This window comes from Maribacter sp. IgM3_T14_3 (genome assembly GCF_049603095.1).
Classification (GTDB): Bacteria; Bacteroidota; Bacteroidia; order Flavobacteriales; family Flavobacteriaceae; genus Maribacter.
This window is the reverse complement of the sequence record NZ_CP187138.1, coordinates 4,582,484-4,601,624: the sequence shown is the minus strand read 5'-3', so window position 1 is coordinate 4,601,624 and position 19,141 is coordinate 4,582,484. Positions and strand designations below refer to the sequence as shown.

19 protein-coding genes and 2 pseudogenes are annotated in these 19,141 nt (G+C 33.6%); 9 read left to right on the top strand and 12 right to left on the bottom strand.

The features are described from left to right. Nucleotides 1–75 precede the first annotated feature (75 nt). The 4 genes and pseudogenes from ACPF9A_RS20310 to ACPF9A_RS20295 all read right to left on the bottom strand — a co-directional run bounded on the left by ACPF9A_RS20310 (nt 76) and on the right by ACPF9A_RS20295 (nt 3,129). Entirely contained in the window at nt 76–576 is a 501-nt protein-coding gene (locus tag ACPF9A_RS20310; protein WP_423999916.1) for a pyridoxamine 5'-phosphate oxidase family protein, read from the bottom strand. 138 nt (nt 577–714) lie between these two features. Next, nucleotides 715–1,321, bottom strand: a pseudogene (locus ACPF9A_RS20305) (SDR family oxidoreductase). 244 nt (nt 1,322–1,565) lie between these two features. Next, nucleotides 1,566–1,982 carry an OsmC family protein gene (locus tag ACPF9A_RS20300; RefSeq protein ID WP_423999914.1) on the bottom strand — a complete coding sequence of 139 codons (417 nt, stop codon included), beginning with the start codon at nt 1,980–1,982 and terminating at the stop codon, nt 1,566–1,568. Between the two features lie 31 nt (nt 1,983–2,013). Further along, a complete protein-coding gene (locus ACPF9A_RS20295) occupies nt 2,014–3,129 on the bottom strand; it encodes an alkene reductase (RefSeq protein ID WP_423999912.1) in 1,116 nt (371 codons plus the stop codon). Nucleotides 3,130–3,342: 213 nt separating this feature from the next. Between ACPF9A_RS20295 and ACPF9A_RS20290 the strand changes: the two genes are divergently transcribed. The 5 genes and pseudogenes from ACPF9A_RS20290 to ACPF9A_RS20270 all read left to right on the top strand — a co-directional run bounded on the left by ACPF9A_RS20290 (nt 3,343) and on the right by ACPF9A_RS20270 (nt 7,881). After that, complete coding sequence (locus ACPF9A_RS20290) at nt 3,343–5,532, top strand: TonB-dependent receptor (protein ID WP_423999910.1); 2,190 nt, start codon at nt 3,343–3,345, stop codon at nt 5,530–5,532. Nucleotides 5,533–5,676: 144 nt separating this feature from the next. Beyond that, nucleotides 5,677–6,504: a helix-turn-helix domain-containing protein gene (locus ACPF9A_RS20285; RefSeq protein WP_423999908.1), complete on the top strand. Its 828-nt coding sequence runs from the start codon at nt 5,677–5,679 to the stop codon at nt 6,502–6,504. A 90-nt stretch (nt 6,505–6,594) separates the two neighbouring features. After that, complete coding sequence (locus ACPF9A_RS20280; protein WP_423999906.1) at nt 6,595–6,771, top strand: hypothetical protein; 177 nt, start codon at nt 6,595–6,597, stop codon at nt 6,769–6,771. A 121-nt stretch (nt 6,772–6,892) separates the two neighbouring features. Beyond that, nucleotides 6,893–7,426: pseudogene (locus ACPF9A_RS20275) on the top strand (carboxymuconolactone decarboxylase family protein). Between the two features lie 65 nt (nt 7,427–7,491). Next, on the top strand, nt 7,492–7,881 hold the full coding sequence (locus tag ACPF9A_RS20270; protein ID WP_423999904.1) for a hypothetical protein: 390 nt from the start codon (nt 7,492–7,494) through the stop codon (nt 7,879–7,881). Nucleotides 7,882–7,977: 96 nt separating this feature from the next. On the opposite strand, the gene ACPF9A_RS20265 is transcribed toward ACPF9A_RS20270, so the two are convergent. Next, nucleotides 7,978–9,531, bottom strand: coding sequence for a DEAD/DEAH box helicase (locus tag ACPF9A_RS20265; RefSeq protein ID WP_423999902.1), 1,554 nt, complete (start codon nt 9,529–9,531; stop codon nt 7,978–7,980). 120 nt (nt 9,532–9,651) lie between these two features. Here ACPF9A_RS20265 and ACPF9A_RS20260 point away from each other — a divergent pair, with 120 nt between their 5' ends. Continuing rightward, a complete protein-coding gene (locus ACPF9A_RS20260; RefSeq protein ID WP_423999900.1) occupies nt 9,652–10,251 on the top strand; it encodes a pseudouridine synthase in 600 nt (199 codons plus the stop codon). Here the strand turns inward: ACPF9A_RS20260 and ACPF9A_RS20255 are convergent. Then, complete coding sequence (locus ACPF9A_RS20255) at nt 10,222–11,154, bottom strand: EamA family transporter (protein WP_423999898.1); 933 nt, start codon at nt 11,152–11,154, stop codon at nt 10,222–10,224. The two genes, ACPF9A_RS20260 and ACPF9A_RS20255, sit on opposite strands and share 30 nt — an antisense overlap. Nucleotides 11,155–11,178: 24 nt before the next feature. Continuing rightward, nucleotides 11,179–11,637 (bottom strand): cold-shock protein, encoded by a 459-nt coding sequence (locus tag ACPF9A_RS20250; RefSeq protein WP_423999896.1) that lies wholly within the window; start codon nt 11,635–11,637, stop codon nt 11,179–11,181. 1,280 nt (nt 11,638–12,917) lie between these two features. On the opposite strand from ACPF9A_RS20250, the gene ACPF9A_RS20245 reads away from it, so the two are divergent. Beyond that, the gene (locus ACPF9A_RS20245; protein ID WP_423999894.1) at nt 12,918–13,535 is read left to right on the top strand and encodes a GntR family transcriptional regulator; all 618 of its coding nucleotides are present in this window, start codon (nt 12,918–12,920) and stop codon (nt 13,533–13,535) included. A gap of 5 nt (nt 13,536–13,540) precedes the next feature. On the opposite strand, the gene ACPF9A_RS20240 is transcribed toward ACPF9A_RS20245, so the two are convergent. Together ACPF9A_RS20240 and ACPF9A_RS20235 are read right to left on the bottom strand one after the other, a co-directional pair. Beyond that, a complete protein-coding gene (locus tag ACPF9A_RS20240) occupies nt 13,541–14,140 on the bottom strand; it encodes a hypothetical protein (RefSeq protein WP_423999892.1) in 600 nt (199 codons plus the stop codon). A gap of 3 nt (nt 14,141–14,143) precedes the next feature. Next, nucleotides 14,144–14,632: an RNA polymerase sigma factor gene (locus tag ACPF9A_RS20235; protein ID WP_423999890.1), complete on the bottom strand. Its 489-nt coding sequence runs from the start codon at nt 14,630–14,632 to the stop codon at nt 14,144–14,146. 145 nt (nt 14,633–14,777) lie between these two features. Here ACPF9A_RS20235 and ACPF9A_RS20230 point away from each other — a divergent pair, with 145 nt between their 5' ends. Further along, the gene (locus ACPF9A_RS20230) at nt 14,778–14,924 is read left to right on the top strand and encodes a hypothetical protein (RefSeq protein WP_423999888.1); all 147 of its coding nucleotides are present in this window, start codon (nt 14,778–14,780) and stop codon (nt 14,922–14,924) included. A 1-nt stretch (nt 14,925) separates the two neighbouring features. Here the strand turns inward: ACPF9A_RS20230 and ACPF9A_RS20225 are convergent, their stop codons facing one another. From ACPF9A_RS20225 to ACPF9A_RS20215, 3 genes are read right to left on the bottom strand one after another with little or no spacing between them, the layout of a single operon-like run. Then, entirely contained in the window at nt 14,926–16,017 is a 1,092-nt protein-coding gene (locus ACPF9A_RS20225) for an amidohydrolase family protein (protein ID WP_423999886.1), read from the bottom strand. Between the two features lies 1 nt (nt 16,018). Continuing rightward, nucleotides 16,019–16,645 (bottom strand): nucleotidyltransferase family protein, encoded by a 627-nt coding sequence (locus tag ACPF9A_RS20220; RefSeq protein WP_423999884.1) that lies wholly within the window; start codon nt 16,643–16,645, stop codon nt 16,019–16,021. Beyond that, on the bottom strand, nt 16,642–17,652 hold the full coding sequence (locus ACPF9A_RS20215; protein WP_423999882.1) for an XdhC family protein: 1,011 nt from the start codon (nt 17,650–17,652) through the stop codon (nt 16,642–16,644). Before ACPF9A_RS20215 ends, ACPF9A_RS20220 begins: the two co-directional genes overlap by 4 nt. 210 nt (nt 17,653–17,862) lie before the next feature. Between ACPF9A_RS20215 and ACPF9A_RS20210 the strand changes: the two genes are divergently transcribed. Then, nucleotides 17,863–18,954 (top strand): vWA domain-containing protein, encoded by a 1,092-nt coding sequence (locus ACPF9A_RS20210; RefSeq protein ID WP_423999880.1) that lies wholly within the window; start codon nt 17,863–17,865, stop codon nt 18,952–18,954. Nucleotides 18,955–19,141: the final 187 nt, after the last annotated feature.

Below are 19,141 nucleotides of genomic sequence, written 5' to 3'. Positions count from 1 at the left end.
ACGCAACAAGCTTTAGTTTGTACCCCATTATAATACAGATGTTTGTAATAGTAAAACCACCCACAAATCGAATATTTAGATGGTTAATTTACCCTCTTCGCCAAGATCTGTTTTTTCACCAGTTATAGCGCCAATCCCCATTTTAAAAAGGTTAATTAGCATATTATTCTTAGTATCCCAATAATGTGCATCTTTTGGTGTCACTTTTATTGCAGTAATATTAGGGTCATTTTCTCCATCGAACCAGTTGTCATCACTTTTTTGGTATAATTCTGATATGATACTTCTAGCCTCTAGAATTTCGGCAGTGCCATACACATTCATAAACTCCATACTCATTGCCTTTGCATAGAATAAGTGAATTTCTTCATCGCTATGAATATTCGCATTATGTGTGCTGTGCTTATTGCTTAAAAACCAAATATGTCCGTCTTCATCAACCTTTTTGGTACTCATAGGTATTGCGTGAATAGGTCTTTTAGATAAATTGGTCGCTAGCATAGTAAAATCTATAGCTTCAGCTAATTCTTTGATTTTGTCTTGTGCGCTCTTGTTAAATAGATGTTTAGTAGCCATAATTTTTTTAATCTAAATTAAGGCGAGTTTAATTCTTTTACGAAATAAATGAAACCTCTTATTGTTCCAAAAAAAGGAAATATTAATGCAAAAAAAAAGACCCAATAATGGGTCTTAATTAATTTTATAGCTGAACTATTAAGCATCCATTGCTTTACCAATTAAAGTATCGCCTTGTATAATTTCAAAAGTTGAATTAATGGCGGCATCATCATGTAAAGATCTTACCAATGTCTGCGCTACGTCATCTCTAGTAATAGAACCCTTTTTGTTCAATTTTACCTGTACCAACCTCATTTGTTAATGAACCAGGTCTAACAATGGCATAACCTAAATTAGCCAATTTTAAATATTCATCTGCATTATGTTTTGCCTTTAAATATTCTTTTAAATCGCTAGCCTCATCAGGATTATCCGCCCCCATAGAACTAAGCATTACAAACTTTTTAATGTTAGCTTTTTTAGAAACATCGATTAAATTTTTAGCACCTTCTTGATCCACTTCGACTACCTTTTTACCACCAGATCCAGCTGCAAAAATTACCTTGTCGATATTTTCTACAGTGTGTGAAAGATCTTTTTCTAAATCACCAAGCACTGTTTTTATGTTTTCTTTTTCAAACTGCTCTTTTTGCTCTTCTTTTCGCACCATTGCAATAGGTTGAAAATATTGCGAGTTCTTTAAAAGGTTTACTATTTTTTTTCCGGTTGTACCGTTGGCTCCGGCTACTAAAATATTTTCCATGTTCTTTATTTTTAGCGCAAGTTGGCTAAATAACGTAGTACACATTAATGCTTTACCGTTTTATATTGACACAGATGCTAAATTTCTAGAAAGCAAACAACCTCGAGATAAACCCACGAGGCATTCGTAGGAGAACTACAATAACATTATGAGGCAGACCTCAGAGCATTTAAATCTCGATTATCTAGTAAAAAAAAGCAGCCTTAATAGGCTGCCTTTAATTTATATGCTATTGAACTTGGTATTACGAAAGCTTTGCATTTAACTCTATTTCAGTATTTAATAATTTAGAAACAGGACAAATCTTTTTAGCCTTCTCTGCAATGGTTTTAAACTCATCTTCATTAATATTAGGTACATCGCCAATTAAATTTAGAGTTATTTTCACTATCTCTCCATCTTTAAAATCAACTTTTGCATTAACATCTAAGCTTGTGGGTGTATAACCCGATTCGCCAAGTAAAAAGCTTAATTGCATAGAAAAACAACCCGCATGGGCAGCACCAATTAACTCTTCGGGGTTGGTACCCTTTCCGTCTTCAAATCTCGTATTAAAAGAGTATTGAGCATTTTGTAAAACGGTACTTTCGGTGGAGATAGTTCCTTTTCCTTCTTTGCCACTTCCTTTCCATTGTGCTTTAGCGCTTCTTGTGAATTTCATAAATTTTATTTTAAAAATTAATATTCTAGAACTACTTCTTAGCCAAGTGCTCTTCTTTTTTATAATTTGGGTAATCTATATAACCTTCTTTACCTGGAGTATAGAAAGTGTCTGCATCCCAATCTGCAATTGGATAATTATACTCAAACCGTTCTACCAAATCCGGATTAGAAATAAACGGCTTACCAAATGCAACCAAGTCTGCATTACCTTCTTCAATTACTTTATTACCGGAATCTTGATCAAAACCAGCGTTGATCATTAAGGTTCCATTATAAAGAGGTCTAAAATGCTTCGCAATATGTTCTACAGCGAATGGTACATTAGAAACGTCATTAAATGGTTCAGATAAATGAACGTAAGCTAAATTATAATCATTCAGTTTCTTAATAATATATTCGAAAGTTGGTATCGTTTCTTCATCTAAAGTAATACCGAACATATCGTTCAATGACGGATTAAATCGTACTCCTATTTTTTCTTGTAGAATAACACTTTTCATCGTATTTAAAACTTCAAAAAAGAAGCGAGTTCTATTTTCCATATTCCCACCATATTCATCTGTTCTAATATTAGAAGTGCCATTAAAAAATTGATGAAATAAATAGCCGTTAGATGAATGAATTTCCACTCCGTCAAATCCCGCTTCGACGGCATTTATAGCGGCGTTTTTAAAATCTTCTACCGTTTGCTTAATATCTTCTAAAGTCATTGCTTTAGGTGTCACGGTATCTTTAAATCCTTCAGGTGTATATGATTTCGCATTCGGGTTTAAAGCAGAAGGAGCTAGTGGTAATTCCCCATTATGAAAATCTGGGTGAGACATACGACCAACATGCCACAATTGAATAAAAATCTTTCCGCCTTTATCATGAACTGCTTTTGTTACTTTTTTCCAGCCTTCTACCTGTTTTTTAGAATAAATACCTGCAGTGTTAATATAACCTACGGCATCTTTAGAAACCTGTGAGCCCTCAGTAATAATTAATCCTGCAGATGCCCTTTGAGTGTAATAAAGAACATGTAAATCTTCGGTAGGCACATTGCCTTCGTTTGCAGCTCTGCTTCGAGTCATAGGTGCCATTACGACACGATTATTTAAATTAATATTTTTATGAAACGGGGTTAATAATGCTTGTGTGCTCATATATGTGTATGTAAGTTGTTTTGTTTGTGTTACAAAGATCTCACTATTAAATGAGGCTCTTTGACTCTTACCGAAAAAAGATTGCTATAAAGCATAAAATACTTTGAACTATATCTATATAAATTAATTTTGCCGCTTTGTAAAAGTTTATAAAACCAATCTTGTTTTTTATCGTAGGTATTGCAAACGACAACCTTATTTAAATTTTATTTTATGAATTATAGCTATAATTGGGCATTAAAGCTGTTAGTATTTACCTTTTTACTTATTGCATCAAATGTTGTAGAAGCACAAAATCTAAAAGGTATAGTAACCGATAAAGAAGGCATTGCTTTAGAGAATGTCGGTATATTTAATCAAACATCAGGGCAACACAGCCATACTAATTTATCAGGCGCATTTTCACTCCCATCAACATCAGTAAATGATTCCGTTTACTTCTCCAACTTGGGTTTTAAGACCTTTATATTGGTTGTAAATCAAAACCATTTTGATGAAGGGACAGCTATAGTGTTAGAAGAATCAAGTATTAATTTAGATCAAGTAGTAGTTGTTTCTAAGGTAGATGCCATGACAAGATTTGTGAATATAGATGTACAAAACGATCCCGTAAAATCATCGCAGGAAATACTAAGAAAAGTACCCGGACTATTAATTGGCCAACATGCAGGCGGTGGTAAAGCAGAACAGATTTTTTTAAGAGGATTTGATATTGATCACGGTACAGACGTTGCCATTAGTGTAGATGGTATGCCAGTAAACATGGTGTCTCATGCCCACGGGCAAGGGTATGCAGATTTGCACTTTGTAATACCAGAAACTATAGAAAATATTAACTTCGGAAAAGGACCGTATTATGCTGATAAAGGAGATTTTAACACAGCAGGATATGTCGATTTAAGTCTTATGAAAAGCGTAGATAAAAGCATGGTTTCTTATGAATCGGGCCAGTTTAATACCAATCGATTTGTTGGTCTTTTTAATATTTTGGAAACTAGTAAGAGTGATGCGTATTTAGCCTCAGAAATTTATTTAACCGATGGAGCATTTGATTCTCCTCAAAACTTTAACCGTGTAAATATTTTAGGTCATTATCATTATATGGATATAGGAAAAGAAGAACTGACACTAACCGCGTCTCATTTTCAAAGTAAATGGGATGCCTCTGGTCAAATTCCGCAACGCGCAATAGATCAAAATATAATAGGTCGTTTTGGAGCTATTGATGACAAGGAAGGTGGACAAACGAGTAGAACGAACTTAATGTTGAATCATACCAAATTCTTAGGTGAAAATCAATTTTTAAAAACACGAGCCTTTGTAAGCAAGTATGATTTTGAGTTGTTTTCAAACTTCACATTCTTTTTAGAAGACCCTGTTAATGGAGACCAAATACGACAGTATGAAGATAGAACCATTATGGGTGTCGAAACTGTTTTCGAACAGATTGATATTGCCGTAGGCACTGATGATAGATTTAAATATGCTACAGGAATCGGGTTTAGAAATGATAACGTAGATGATGTTACTTTAGAGCACACCTTAAATAGAAAAACCTCTCTAGAGCAATATGCATTTGGTGATGTTGATGAAACTAATATCTATGGATTTGTAAATGGAGAGTACAAAACAGGAAACTGGACTTTTAACCCTTCAGTACGTTTAGACTATTTCAATTTTGATTATGAGAATAAACTGAGTGAGTTATATGATAACAAAAGCGAAAATAAAGCAATTGTAAGTCCGAAATTAAACACCTTATATTCTGTAAATAGAAATTGGCAATTGTTCTTAAAAATCGGTTTAGGTTTTCACTCTAATGATGCGCGTGTAGTTACAGCGAATGAAGGTCGAGATGTGTTACCAAAAGCATATGGTGTAGATTTCGGAACAATCATTAAACCAATAGATAAAATGGTGCTTAATGCAACTTTATGGGGGCTGTTCTTAGATCAAGAATTTGTTTATGTTGGCGATGCTGGTATTGTTGAACCAAGTGGTAAAACCAGGAGAGTTGGTGTTGAAGTTGGTGGTCGATATCAAATTTTAGATTGGTTATATCTATATAGTGATGTAAACTATACGTATGCTAGAAGTACAGAAGAACCAGATGACGAAGATTATATTCCGTTAGCACCAGATTTTACAGCTGTAGGTGGATTGTCTTTCAGTGATATTGGTAATTTTTCAGGAAACCTTAATTATAGATATTTGGGTGATAGAGCTGCAAATGAAGATAATAGTATTGTAGCAGAAGGCTATTTCGTAACCGATTTAAACCTAAACTACCATATCAAAAACTGGACAGTTGGTGTAATTGTTGAGAATTTATTTGACACCGAATGGAACGAAACTCAATTTACTACCGAAAGCAGGTTATTTAATGAAACGGCATCAGTATAAGAAATTCATTTTACTCCTGGTACTCCGTTTTATTTAAGAGGAAAGGTTTCTGTAAGGTTTTAAGTTAAATTGTTGTTTATAAAATTTATAAAGGTTGATTCATTACGTATGTAATGAGTCAACCTTTTTTTAGACCAAGTTTTTATGCAAGAAGTTTTTAAAGATTTTAGTACGGGTGGATTACTTAAAATTGGTAATGAGTTATTATTAGAATCATATAGAAAACCAAAGCAAGCAGGAATTTATATTTTTATTAGAACCACTACTCAAAAAGCTTCTATAGAAGTAGATGGTGTTCCGTATACAATTTCTGAACATAGTTTATTGGCACTGACTCCTGTCCAGTTTTTTCGATATATAGAAGGCAGCGATTTAATTGTGTATCAATTCAACCGGGAGTTCTATTGCATAAAGGACCATGATCAAGAAGTAAGCTGTGCCGGATTATTATTTTTTGGTAATGCACACATACCTGTAATCGATTTAGGCGAGAAAGAACAACGAAAATTCGATACGTTGCACGAGGTATTTGTTGATGAGTTAGAAACCGAAGACACTATACAAGCAGAAATGCTACGTATGCTCATGGCTCGCTTTATGATTATGAGTACAAGATTACTTAAAGCTAAAGAAGGTTTCAGTGAAGCTGTCAACGATGTAAAAGTTGATTTACTAAGAGGGTTCAATTTATTGGTCGAAGAGCATTACAAGTCAGAACATTCAGTTTCGTTCTATGCAGACAAATTGTTTAAATCTCCTAAAACCTTATCCAATACCTTTTCAAAATTTAATACCACTCCCCTACAAATTATTCATGAGGCAAAGCGATTACTTATCTATACTGATAAGACAGCAAAAGAAATAGCGTATGAAATTGGTTTCGATGACGCCTCGCATCTAAGTCGTCTTTTTAAAAACCAAACACAACAATCTCCATCAGATTTCAAAAAACAACTCAAAAAATCATTTTAGGGAAATATCGACAACACCTTGGGTGATATTGCCCGTTTTAAGATTCATAATAACTTGATCTTTGTAGTGTAGAATTAAAACAACAAAGACATGAATTTAAAACACACATCAATTTTCAATTTAATAGAAATATTTACGTCTAAAAAGGCGATAGTCGCGAATACCATCAATATAGAAAAACATTGTCTTCATAACCAAATATCAGATTACTACTGTGATTCTGATACGTCTTCAAAATTGACCAAAGCATTCAGTTCTTTTATGTAAAGGAAAAATCGACATGTAGAAAGGAAGTCTCTACATGATTAGAACATCATTCTAAATATACCTTTGTACCAGATAATCAATAGAACAAAAACAATTTATAATAAAATTTAAAAATAAAATCATGAGCACATTTAATATACCAACAAGAGAAGAAGTAAGCGAAAATAATCAAGCAATTTTTGATAACCTTAAAAAAGCTTTAGGCTTTGTACCAAACTTATATGCAACCTACGCTAATAGTGATACAGCTTTAGAAAACTATTTAAATTTTGCTAATGCTAAAACATCATTGTAAGCTAAAGAAAAAGAAGTTGTTAATCTAGCAGTTAGTCAAGTAAACAACTGTATCTACTGTTTATCTGCGCATACCGCAATTGGTAAAATGAACGGATTCACCGACGAGCAAATTCTTGAACTTAGAGCTGGTAAAGCTTCATTTGATACAAAATTAGATGCTTTAGCACAATTAGCGAAAAATGTTACTGAAAATAGAGGTCGTACAGACGAAAAAGTTTTAGAAAACTATTTTAAAGCTGGGTATACAAAAGCAAATTTAATAGATACCATTTCATTAGTAGGTGATAAAACCATATCGAACTACATACACAGTACAACGCAAGTGCCAGTTGATTTTCCGGTAGCACCATCATTATAAACAATTTTACAAACAATAATTATTAATCTATCCATTTGGGCAAAAGCCCTTTAAATTTAAAACAAATGAAAAAAGTATTATCAATTTTAGTTATCGTATTAGCATTCTCATTCAGCGCAAACGCTCAAGATAAAATGATGAAGCAAGAACCAGTTAAGACAATTGCATTAGAGCAAACAACTGGCGAGTTTACACAGAAATCAATTACTGTTAGTGAGGGCACATACATATTTGATGTTACAAATAATAGCGTAGGTAAAGATGTTGGTTTGGTTTTGGTAAAAAAAGGTAAAGATGCCTCTAAACCAGAAAATCACATTCAGACGGCTTATGTAACAGCTGCGGTTAAGAATAACACTGTAGGTCATTCTAAAGAAACGAAACTGGAAAAAGGCGAATATGTATATTTCTGTCCTTTAAATCCAACTCCACAATACAGTCTTATTGTAGAGTAAGAAGTAATTAGCTATACATAAAAAGGGCTGTTCTTAAATGAACAGCCCTTTTTTATGCTTTTAAATTCTATAAAAAAATAGAATATTATGTTCCAATTAATCCTCTGGCGGATGCCCATGAATTTCTTCAAATACAGTATCAAAATTTTCACGTAAATACGCATTCAATTTCTTTTGATAATCATCTTTTAACCAGCTCAAGAAATTGTAGGTACTCTTGCTAATACATTTTCCGTACACATGTATACGGTTGTCAATATCTTCTTTTAATAATTTCGCCAATGCCAAAGCATCATAAACATCCTCACTATTTTCGACACACATATATGCATGGTGAGCGATAGAACGTTCTAAAACTACTTTAGAAGAATCTCCTGCAAACGTTGCCGTTTCGTAGGTTTCCTTAATATCGAAATAGGTTTCTTTAGAATTTTTAAACTCTTCTTTAACTTCATCAGAAAGCTCAAGTTTAAAATCACTTTCAATATCCTCATCATCTTTAATACGGTCCATGTAGAAGTTCGGAGACTTAAAAATAGCTCCCCAATCTAAGTCTGCACCCCATGGTCCGAAACGATAAAGGTTGTTACCTAAATCTATAACCGTAAATTTCGATTTGTTATTCAAAATCCTAGAACCCCTACCGATCATTTGGTAGTAAAGTGTTAGCGATTTTGTTGCTCTGTTTAAAATAATAGTATCAATAGTAGGTTCATCGAAACCTGTAGTTAAAATACTAACCGATGTTAAAATTGCATCAGGTGTTTCTTTAAACCATTTTAATATTTGCTTACGCTGTTTTTTGGTAGCGGTATTATCAAGGTGCCGAATATTTAAACCTGCAGCATGAAAAGTATGGTAAACTTGAATAGATGTTTCTATACCATTGTTGAAAATCAATGTCTTTTTATTCTTAGAATGCTTAGTATACGCTTCTAAAAGCTTGTTCAACATTGCCGGACTCGTATATAAATCAGCAGAAGATTTAACGGTATAATCACCATTAGAACCAATTTCTAGAGATGTAAGTCCCATGTCATACTGAAATACCTCTGCCCTAGCCAAGAAATCATTGGCTATCAAATTTTCTATGGTTTCACCTGGTATAAGCTCATCATAGTTTTTGTTCATTGGCAAATCTTTGTTCGAACTTAACGGGGTTGCCGTAACACCAAGAACAAAAGAATTTTCAAAAAACTTGAATAGTTTGGTAAAAGAATTATAGTGAGCTTCATCAATAATAACAAGACCAACATCAGAAATATCTAATTGATCATCGTTCAACCTATTGTTCAAGGTTTCTACCATTGCTACATAACAGCTATAGCGCTCATGGTCATCAAGATTTGCTTTACTATTGACTACTTTGTTAACAACACCAAAACTTGTTAGCATTGAAGAAGTCTGGTTACAAAGTTCAATACGGTGCGTCATTACCAAAACTTTCTTGTTGTGGTTTTTTAAATACTGACGTACCATTTCAGAAAAAATCACTGTTTTACCACCACCGGTCGGTAGTTGATATAGTAGATGATAATCATCTCGTTCTGAATCGAACTTATCAAAAATTTGTTGAATTGCTCCTTGTTGATAGCTGTAAAGTTCCTTATCGGTCTTTCTATCTTGTAATTCAAAAACTGTCTCTTGCATAAAATCTTCTCTGGAGGGTACAAAGGTAACATTCTCTATAGTAGATTACTAATTCATGCGTTAAAAAGGGTATCTTTTGCGACCATATGTCATCAAAATAAACCGTAAAGGGTAAAATTAATGCAACACAGCCATTTTAAAATCTACAAACCCTTTGCAATGTTGAGTCAGATGAGCTCTGGAGAAGATCGACAGCTTCGAAAAAAAAGATTTTTAAGTGAGCTTTATGATTTTCCGGATGGGATAATGCCAATTGGTAGATTAGATGAAAAATCTGAGGGGTTATTATTAATGACCACGGATGGGAAGTTGAGTGACACTATAAATAGTTCAGGAATAGAAAAGGAATACTTAGCTCAACTAGATGGCTTTATTACACCTGATGCAATTCAAAAAATAGCAGAAGGAGTAACCATCGGAATATTTGGTAATAAATACACAACAAAACCTTGTAAAATAACCGTTTTAGACGATTTACCATCGCTACCAGATGCTGATCAAGCATTGCGAATTGGTAGGCATAGACCGACATCGTGGGTTCGCATTATGATTAAAGAGGGTAAATTTAGACAAGTCCGTAAAATGACTGCTGCCGTGGGGTATCCGACGGTTCGGTTAATTCGCGTTCGCATCGGTACAATTCATTTAGAAAAAATGAATCCTAGAGATGTAACTCCTATTGAAATTACTCTACGGCGCTTTAGGAATCCGTTTTCCTGAAAACCTAGAGAAAATGGTCAAACTCTTTTTAGTATTAATAAAGTAAACACCAGTTAGCAGTACTACAGATGCAATAGCTGATTGTATGGTGATATCTTCATTTAAAAAATACCAACCCAGAATCATTGCAATAATGGGGTTTACATATGAAGAAGTAGCTACTTTTTCTGGCGATACAATGCGTAGTAAGTAATTGAAGGCGGTAAAGGTTACGATGCTACCAAAAATAATCAATAACGACATAGACCAAAGAACGGGAGTGCTCCATGTTACCGGTGATGACCATTGTTCGCCAAATAGTGTGCTTATTATTAATAATGAAACACCACTAGTTAACATTTGATAACCCGTATTTACAAAGAAATTTTTGGGTAACTCGGCACTACCAACAAACAAACTACCATAAGACCAGCTGAGCATACAAAGAAAAATTAGTACCATTCCCAATATCGCTCCGTCTTGTGCAATTATTTCTTTCTGACCGACTAAAAGAAAAATACCTGCAATTCCAAGAATTACACCCACTAGTGACATTGGTTGAATTTTCTTACCTTGAAATACACGCATCATTAGTAAAACCACTAGCGGCTGGGCAGATACTTCTAGAGCCGCAAAGCCACTATCTACAAACTTAAGAGCCCATACGACTACTCCATTTCCGAAAGTTAGAAATAGAAAGCCTGCAAGAAATGTATTCTTGAATTGTTGCTTTGTAATTTTTAGAGAAAAGCCCAATATTTTTGAGATAGCAAAAATTAGGCTACCGGCAATAACAAAACGAATGCCTGCCAACATAAAGGCAGGCAATTCGGTTACTGCTATTTTATTCCATAAATAGGTAGATCCCCAAATGAAATAAATGGCGAAAAATGACAATACTACCAGAACGGTGTTACGTTGCATTTTCACCATTAAAAATCTTTAAAACTAAATCTTCTTTACACGAACGGCATTCATACCTTTCATGCCTTTTTCTAACTCGTAAGAAACTTTATCGTTTTCCATAATCTCATCGATAAGACCACTAACGTGAACGAAGTATTTTTCGTTGTTTTCAGTATCTATAATGAAACCGAAACCTTTTGTAGTATCGAAGAAAGAAACTTTACCGTTTCTTACTGGATCGAATTCTTCTACATCACCTTCTTCTTTCTTTGGAATACCTAAAATGATATCTTCTGCATCGATTTCTACTTTCATCGCTGGATCTGGCGGAGTGTCTACCAAGTTTCCGTTGAAATCTACATAAGCAAGAGGAATACCAGAAGTACCACTTTCTTTAGTAGCTGCTTTTCGAGCAAGCATTTTTTTCTTTTTTTCTTCACGCTTCTTTAAGCGCTTTTTTTCTTTTTCAGTTTTATTAAATGTCTGTTGTGATTTTGCCATTCGTAATTTTAATGATAATAATAGATTTTACTGTAAAGGAATTGAAATACGTGGTGACGTGTATAACAAATGGTAAGCCTTTTGAGTAAACTTATAACGCCACTTGTTGTAAGGTCATTGCAAGAATCATCTGCATCCCTTTAAAGTTCTGCAAAGATATGATTTGTATTTCAATTATTTAACATTAAAATGACTCATTCTATCAATCTTTTAATAGAGATAATTTATAGCTCAGATTTACATCTTATTACTTATCATAATTTCAGAATTTATACGCTCCTCTTCTACTTTAATCGTTTCAATTTTTATTTGATTAATAAAATTTATGTTAAAATGAAATATTTATAAAGGTGATTAAATAACTGTAAAACAGGCAATTGAAGTATTTTATAAAATGAATTTTGTTAAAAATAGTACCTTTTTATGCATAGTACTGTAACAAAATAGAAGTGTCGTCGTCTACTTAGTATAACAAATTTATTAATCATCAATTAAAAATCGAATATCATGAGAACTTTTATCAGAAACACACCGACAGAAACTAGAAGAAATACTTTTTTTTCAAGTTTTAAGAATAGTAAACGAGTACAATGGGCATCATCTAGAAATCATACCCATTAAAATAGTTACAATAAACATTCATCAATCACTCGGCTCATCACCGAATTAAAAACGATCAACATGAGAACTTTTATCAGAAACACACCGCCAGAAACAAGAAGAAATTCATTTTTTTCAAGTTTTAAGAATAGTAAACGAGTACAATGGGCATCATCTAGAAATCATACCCATTAAAATAGTTACAATAAACATTCATCAATCACTCGGCTCATCACCGAATTAAAAACGAACAACATGAGAACTTTTATCAGAAACACACCGACAGAAACTAGAAGAAATTCATTCTTTTCAAGTTTTAAGAATAGTAAAAGAGTGCAATGGGCATCATCAAGAAATCATACCCATTAAAATTTATTAATCAAAAAATCAATCATCAATCACTCGGCTCATCACCGAATTTAAAACGAACAACATGAGAACTTTTCTAAAAGTATTACCCAAAACTTCTGCAAAACTTAATTTATGGAATGCTATAAAAGACAAGCAGAGAAAAATGGTATCAAATGAACGGCATTTAGCATTTTAGTGATTAAAAGATATGAATTCATCACTCATGTCTTTTTTTATACCACTAAATGATGTGCTAACCATGTACTAAATGCTATATACAACAGTTATAATCGTATACGATATATTATATTTGATGTATGTTGGTTAAAATGAATTTAAGAGATCAAGTACGCGATTATCTATTATCAGAAATGATTACCGGTAATCTTAAAACAGGTAAAACTATTAATTTAGCTGCCCTTGCGCGTCATTTGAATGTAAGTGTAACACCTATAAGAGAGGCGTTAACACAATTGCAACAGGCACATATTATTAAGGCAGTACCAAATAGAGGGTTCATTATCGCTGAATTAGATGTAAAAGAAGCTGAAGATCTTTATGAACTCGTTGCCAACTTAGAAGTCATGGCAATTGAAAATTCAGAATTCAGTCAAGAAGACATCATCAATCTTAAAAATCAGCAAGAAGTATTTGAAAATGCCACCAACGCTATTTCAAGAATACAAGCTGATTTAGAGTTTCATAGATTAATGACCAAAGGTTATAAAAATGATTTGGCATTGAAAATTCTAACAGATTTAAAGACACGCATATTTTTCTACGAACGGGCTTTTACCAAAGATGATTCTTTTTACAATAAATCTGATAATCAGCATGACTCCATCATTTCTGCAATTGCCGATGATAATGTACCGACGGCTTCCCTCCTATTAAAAATGAATTGGATGTTAATTTTAAACTACGTTCAAAAGAAACTTACTGAATAAAGTATTTACTCTAATTCTTGAATCAACTCTTGGGCAGATTGAGTTATCTTCTGATAACCCTTATAGGCCCAATTACAAAAAAATGCTAATATTACCAAGGTAATCGCAAAAATCACATATTGTTCTGTTCTCAAACCTGTTAGAAAAACATTTTTATTGGACATGATTTTCGAAGTCACCGGAGCTATGAATACCAAGCCAACAAACCCTACTAAAATACCAATTTGCTGTAGCTTTAAAAGTCTATTTTTTGTTTTTAGATAGGCACTTAAATTCTCTTTGTACGATCCTTTTAATATATCTATATCTTTAATTTTTTTTAGCGTGCTCAACACCAATATGGGTAGTATTATAAGAAAAGAAAGTGTGAAAATACCACAGACAATTAAATACCAAGTGTCTAATTTATCAAAGCTTAGCAGTACGAAGAATGCCACAGCAAAACAGATTACAGCGCTTAAATTTTCATATTTGGTTATGGTAGTAAATTTATTCTGATATTTCTGCTTTGTCATATCTAATATTAGTTGGTTCGTTAATTTTTTTTGATCACTGAGCTCTTCGCTCATTTGTGCCCAAGCTGATTGTAGTTCTTCTAGTTCCATGATTTAATGATTTGTCATGTTCGTTTTTAATTTTTTCTTTACCCGAGATATTTTTGTCCCTACATTACTATCACTTAATCCTGTAATCTGTGCTATCTCTTTGTAACTCTTACCTTCTAGCAAAAGAAAAATGAGTCCTTTTTCTAAGGTATTTAAATGATGTAAATGCTGATACAGTAATCTTAATCTTTCTTCGAATTCATCATCTTTCGTATCTGACTGTATACTGAAGACCTCTGCCACTGGAACGGAATCTGGTCTTCTCTTTTTTTTCTTGATAAATGTAATCGATGTATTCATTGCAATTCGATACATCCAAGTTGTTATTTTTGATTCGTTACGAAATGAATCAAAATACTTCCACAACTGATATACAACTTCTTGAAATAGGTCTTCTTGATCTTCTTTATTATCGGTGTAAACGGAAGTCACTTTAAATAACAGCGCCTGATGCTCTCGTATTAAATCAGTAAAGACTGCTTCTTTTTGCATGTATAAAAACCTATTTACCCATTAGTATGAGTTTTATGAACTTTATCACACTTCAGTGTAAATTCTTTTTTAAATTAGAGTAAAATAATTCTAACTAGTACAACATGAGATATATATGTGCGTTTTATTAAAAAAATAATCTGATATGCAGTATTTAAATCCGCAAATTGAGGCTTTGACAAAAAGAAAAAATACCCCAGCACTAGCTAAAAAGCAAGTATCATGTGGTATTTTTCAAGATGTTAAAGATATTCCCGTTAAAGCAGAAGTTGTAGTACTAAAAAAAATATAATCTACTTTTCAAATAACGATGTATCTAAACCAGGAATAAGGTTTAGCGCATTCTTGTAATACAATTTTCTCAACACATCGTCAGGTAAGTTCAATCCGTACATTGCCCAAAATGCATGGTATTTTTTGTAGTACGGAAAATACTCATCGTTACTTTCCAAAACCCTGAAGTATGTAGGGAATTCTTCTGGTTTCCAGCTATCTTTTCCAAATAACACTCTGTCTTGATATTTGATAAAAAATGCTCTAGCATTCTGCGGTTGTCTACCAAGTTCAGCAATTACAGCCGATATGCCCACATTCATATTTGGCATTTCATCTAATAATTCTCCCAATTTCTTAAGGTTATTCGCATGCCAGCCCATGTGTGCATTTATAAATTTGGTATTTGGGTGTTTTTTGAACACATTATGTTGCTCTTGAATAATCTGCTCGAATGGTGCGGGATCTGTTGCCGTACGCTTTCTTCTAGGGTGGGTCTTAAGTTCTAACCAACGTTCGTTATCGGCATCCATATCATCCCAGAAAGATTCTGGATCTGCAGCATGAATCAATACGGGTACGCCCATTTCGGCACATTTAGCCCAAATAGGATCCAGTCGAGGGTCATCTATCGCCAAACGATTACCATTAGCATCTTTATTACGCAAGCCTAAACTTTTAAAAATCTTCAAACCTTTAGCTCCGTTTTTTATGTCTTGTTCTAATTGCGCAGCAGCTTTTTCTCCCCATTCCATATCTTTTGCTCCTTCAAAATCTACATTGGCAAAAACTACAAACCGGTTAGGGTAACTCTTGTTTATATTATCGATTTTCTCTTTTAAACTTTCTCCTGAGCGTCCACTTAAATTCACCATAATTGCTTCGTTCATAGCATCCATATGACCTACTAAACCCTTTAGAGCCTCGACAGACATGTCGTTTTGATGACTATGTACATCTATAAAAGGGAATTTTGCTTTGGTAATTTCATTACCCGGTACCACCAAAGTAGATGTCGGATTATACTCTTCAAAACCCATTTCTTGGGCTAGTATTGGAGTGGAAAGTAAGGAAGTAAGTACGACAAGAACTGTATATTTTAAGTTGATCATGTTATGTGTTAAGCGTGTTATTGGTTCGATTTATTAGATTCTGATATTCTAGGTTTGTGTCTACATCAACAATTTGATCTGCCGCGTCTAATGGAATAATAGCATTGTTCTTATTGTTCAAAATTTCTTTAGCGCCGAAATCTCCTTTTAACGTACATAACTCTTCAAACAGCAATTTAGGAAACAATGCGGGTACACCTACCTTTTTACCATAGTTTGTTGCTATGATATTTGAAGGATGTTTTACGTACTCTACCATTAAGGAATTTAAGTATTTAAAACTCAATAAAGGCTGGTCAGCAAGGCAAATTAAGATTCCGTCTAAGGTAGGTCTTTGTTTAAGTAATACTTTAACTCCATTTGCAATACTATCACCCAATCCGTTTTCCCAATTTGAATTAATGATAACATCTATATTTTTTTCTTTTAATCTACACTGATTAGTAATAAATTCAGCGTTTGAGCCTAAGACAACATGCAATGAATTTACATTGGTATTTTGAACAGTTTTAATAGTTTCTAATAAGAAATTAGAATCTTTCCAAGGCATTAATTGCTTGATGCCATCCATTCTTTTAGAGGCGCCAGCTGCCATTATTAGTACTGCTATATCTAAATCTGTTTTCAATTATGAATCGGTTTCAATCTGTCTTTCAACATTACGGGTTTCATTTTACGAATGACGGTCAAAATTTCAGCCAATATAGAAATTGCTATTTCTTGGGGAGTTTCAGCTCCGATATTCAATCCTGCTGGTCCGTGAATACCTTCTATAAAATCTAAATCAATATCTATATCATGCTCTACCAATTCAGATAGTAATTTCTCTCTGCGTTTTATAGGTCCTAAGACTCCCAAATAGGTCGGACTACTATTTTTAAGCATCATTAAATACTTCAAATCTTTAACATAGCTATGCGTCATTAAAAGAATGGCTGTATTCTTATCTATTGTTTCAACAGGAAAATCTTCGGGTTCATAGTCCAGTAAAGCATCTATACCAGGAAAATCTGAAATTGATTTATTCTCTTTCGGAGTTACGGCAATATTCACTTCCCACCCCATACTTAATCCGAAATGTGCTAATTGAACAGCATCATGCTCACCTCCTATTAATAATAGGCGTTGGCACGGTTGCATTAATTGGGTAAAGATTAAAGCTTTTGACTGTTCTTTGGTGTTCTTATTAAAAGTGTAGGACTTTGAAGATAGGTTTATGAAGCTACCATATCCGTCCATAATACCATATTCCTTTTTATATGAGATACGAACCTCAAAAGATTCACGATTTTCAATGACAGAGTTAAAAACTTCTATCAGCGCATCGCTTGGTGAAAAAGATTCTAGCATAATGTATAATATACCTTCACAGCCTAATCTAAATCGACCATCATAGGTCATTAATTTTGAGGTTTGATTTTCAAAAACAGATTGTGCCTGAAACAATACTTCTTTCTCAACACAGCCACCACTGACCGCACCGATCATTATATCATCTTCACGAATAAGCATACGCACACCAGGCTTGCGATACGAAGAACCATCTAAATCGACAACAGTTGCCAAAACACATTTTAGGTTTGCAGAAGTAGCAATGCTATACTCTTTAATAATCTTCTTGAATTCATGGGTCATAGATACTAGTTTTTACACCTTCTAATGTAGTAAAATTAAGGCTAATATTTCTAAAGTGTATTTGTCTTAAACCTAAGGAAATATAGGACTTTTGAGAACTTTAGATAAGGAACAGCTTCCGCTTTAACAATCTTTAACATTTATTTTATTATTCCCCATAATTTAAATAAACTTTGTCCGTTCTGCTAGTTGAACCTATAATGAATTAATATGAAAAATTTTTTGAAGTCCTTTAGTGTGTTATTTATCTTAACACTACTTGTTTCTTGTGGCAATGCAGATGATGATGTAAACTTAGATTTAATTACAGGCGACGGCTTAGGAAAAGGAACTGAAGTTGATGATTGTTTAGGACTTGAAGAAGGAGAATTGGTTTTATCTATACAAGAACAATATACCACCCTACCAGGTAAAGTATCTGTTTTCTTTAGAGTATCTGATACAGGCGGTAATCCGGTTCCAGGTTTAACAGCAAATCAATTCACTATTTACGAGCAAGGCAGAAACGACGATTGTTTTAAAACGATATCTACATCAGAATCTTCGGCACGTATTTCTCCGAACTCGCAGATATTTTCTAACAATACCTTATTGGTATTAGATTTAAGTAATAGTGTATTAAGCAGTAGCTTAGATGAGTTGAAGTTAGCATCAACAAGTTTTATCGATGCAGTTATGCCATCTACCCCACAAGAGTCTGTAAAAATGGCTATTTACTGGTTTGATGGAGAAGACGAGTTGCATTTATTAAATGCATTGACAACTTCAAGAGCAGAGCTTAAAGATGCTGTTGATGGTATTACCAATGATATTAGTAATGACCCATCGACAGATTTATATGGTGCGGTTATAAAATCTACCGACATTGCTTCAGAATTAGTTAAGGTCTCTACCGCTGGTGGTAAAATTGGGGCGGCATCTGTAGTTATATTTACCGATGGTACCGATCAAGCTTCTAGATTTACAGAAGACGCTGCTTTGAAAAAAGTTAATGACGCGAACGCTAACATATCATTCTTTAGTATTGGTTTAGGTGCAGAAATAGATACCGAAGTATTATCTGCTATTGGTAAGACGGCAAGTGTATTCGCACAGAATAAAGATGAACTAGAAAGAACATTTAGAGATATCTCTGAAAAGGTTTCTGAAAGAGCGAACAGCTTTTACTTATTCGAATACTGTAGTCCAAAAAGAGATGGTAGTGGCGAAAATAATTTAGCGATTGAAATCAACACAGGTTCTAGACAAGGTGCAGTACAGACCAAGTTTAGTGCAAACGGATTTACAGGTGGTTGCGAATAGGTAATTACCGATGAAAATATAGAAAGAAGCATGAAAATGCTTCTTTTTTTTTGCCCTAAAGTGAAAACAACAACTTATTGATAATCATTTTGTTGAGTAATAAAGTTTCAGCGCGAAGGATATTTGAGTAAAGGTTTAAACATCCGTTTATCGATTTGTGCCGTATATAAAACCGATTACACTAATA

What these genes read in the sequence shown, in the direction of transcription:
- ACPF9A_RS20255 (WP_423999898.1), bottom strand. Translation starts at nt 11,154, where the DNA reads ATGCAACGTAACACCGTTCTGGTAGTATTGTCATTTTTCGCCATTTAT.
- ACPF9A_RS20210 (WP_423999880.1), top strand. Translation starts at nt 17,863, where the DNA reads ATGAAAAATTTTTTGAAGTCCTTTAGTGTGTTATTTATCTTAACACTA.
- ACPF9A_RS20270 (WP_423999904.1), top strand. Translation starts at nt 7,492, where the DNA reads ATGAAAAAAGTATTATCAATTTTAGTTATCGTATTAGCATTCTCATTC.
- ACPF9A_RS20295 (WP_423999912.1), bottom strand. Translation starts at nt 3,129, where the DNA reads ATGAGCACACAAGCATTATTAACCCCGTTTCATAAAAATATTAATTTA.
- ACPF9A_RS20290 (WP_423999910.1), top strand. Translation starts at nt 3,343, where the DNA reads ATGAATTATAGCTATAATTGGGCATTAAAGCTGTTAGTATTTACCTTT.
- ACPF9A_RS20240 (WP_423999892.1), bottom strand. Translation starts at nt 14,140, where the DNA reads ATGGAACTAGAAGAACTACAATCAGCTTGGGCACAAATGAGCGAAGAG.
- ACPF9A_RS20260 (WP_423999900.1), top strand. Translation starts at nt 9,652, where the DNA reads ATGCAACACAGCCATTTTAAAATCTACAAACCCTTTGCAATGTTGAGT.
- ACPF9A_RS20300 (WP_423999914.1), bottom strand. Translation starts at nt 1,982, where the DNA reads ATGAAATTCACAAGAAGCGCTAAAGCACAATGGAAAGGAAGTGGCAAA.
- ACPF9A_RS20310 (WP_423999916.1), bottom strand. Translation starts at nt 576, where the DNA reads ATGGCTACTAAACATCTATTTAACAAGAGCGCACAAGACAAAATCAAA.
- ACPF9A_RS20225 (WP_423999886.1), bottom strand. Translation starts at nt 16,017, where the DNA reads ATGATCAACTTAAAATATACAGTTCTTGTCGTACTTACTTCCTTACTT.
- ACPF9A_RS20245 (WP_423999894.1), top strand. Translation starts at nt 12,918, where the DNA reads ATGAATTTAAGAGATCAAGTACGCGATTATCTATTATCAGAAATGATT.
- ACPF9A_RS20235 (WP_423999890.1), bottom strand. Translation starts at nt 14,632, where the DNA reads ATGCAAAAAGAAGCAGTCTTTACTGATTTAATACGAGAGCATCAGGCG.
- ACPF9A_RS20215 (WP_423999882.1), bottom strand. Translation starts at nt 17,652, where the DNA reads ATGACCCATGAATTCAAGAAGATTATTAAAGAGTATAGCATTGCTACT.
- ACPF9A_RS20230 (WP_423999888.1), top strand. Translation starts at nt 14,778, where the DNA reads ATGCAGTATTTAAATCCGCAAATTGAGGCTTTGACAAAAAGAAAAAAT.
- ACPF9A_RS20250 (WP_423999896.1), bottom strand. Translation starts at nt 11,637, where the DNA reads ATGGCAAAATCACAACAGACATTTAATAAAACTGAAAAAGAAAAAAAG.
- ACPF9A_RS20265 (WP_423999902.1), bottom strand. Translation starts at nt 9,531, where the DNA reads ATGCAAGAGACAGTTTTTGAATTACAAGATAGAAAGACCGATAAGGAA.
- ACPF9A_RS20285 (WP_423999908.1), top strand. Translation starts at nt 5,677, where the DNA reads ATGCAAGAAGTTTTTAAAGATTTTAGTACGGGTGGATTACTTAAAATT.
- ACPF9A_RS20280 (WP_423999906.1), top strand. Translation starts at nt 6,595, where the DNA reads ATGAATTTAAAACACACATCAATTTTCAATTTAATAGAAATATTTACG.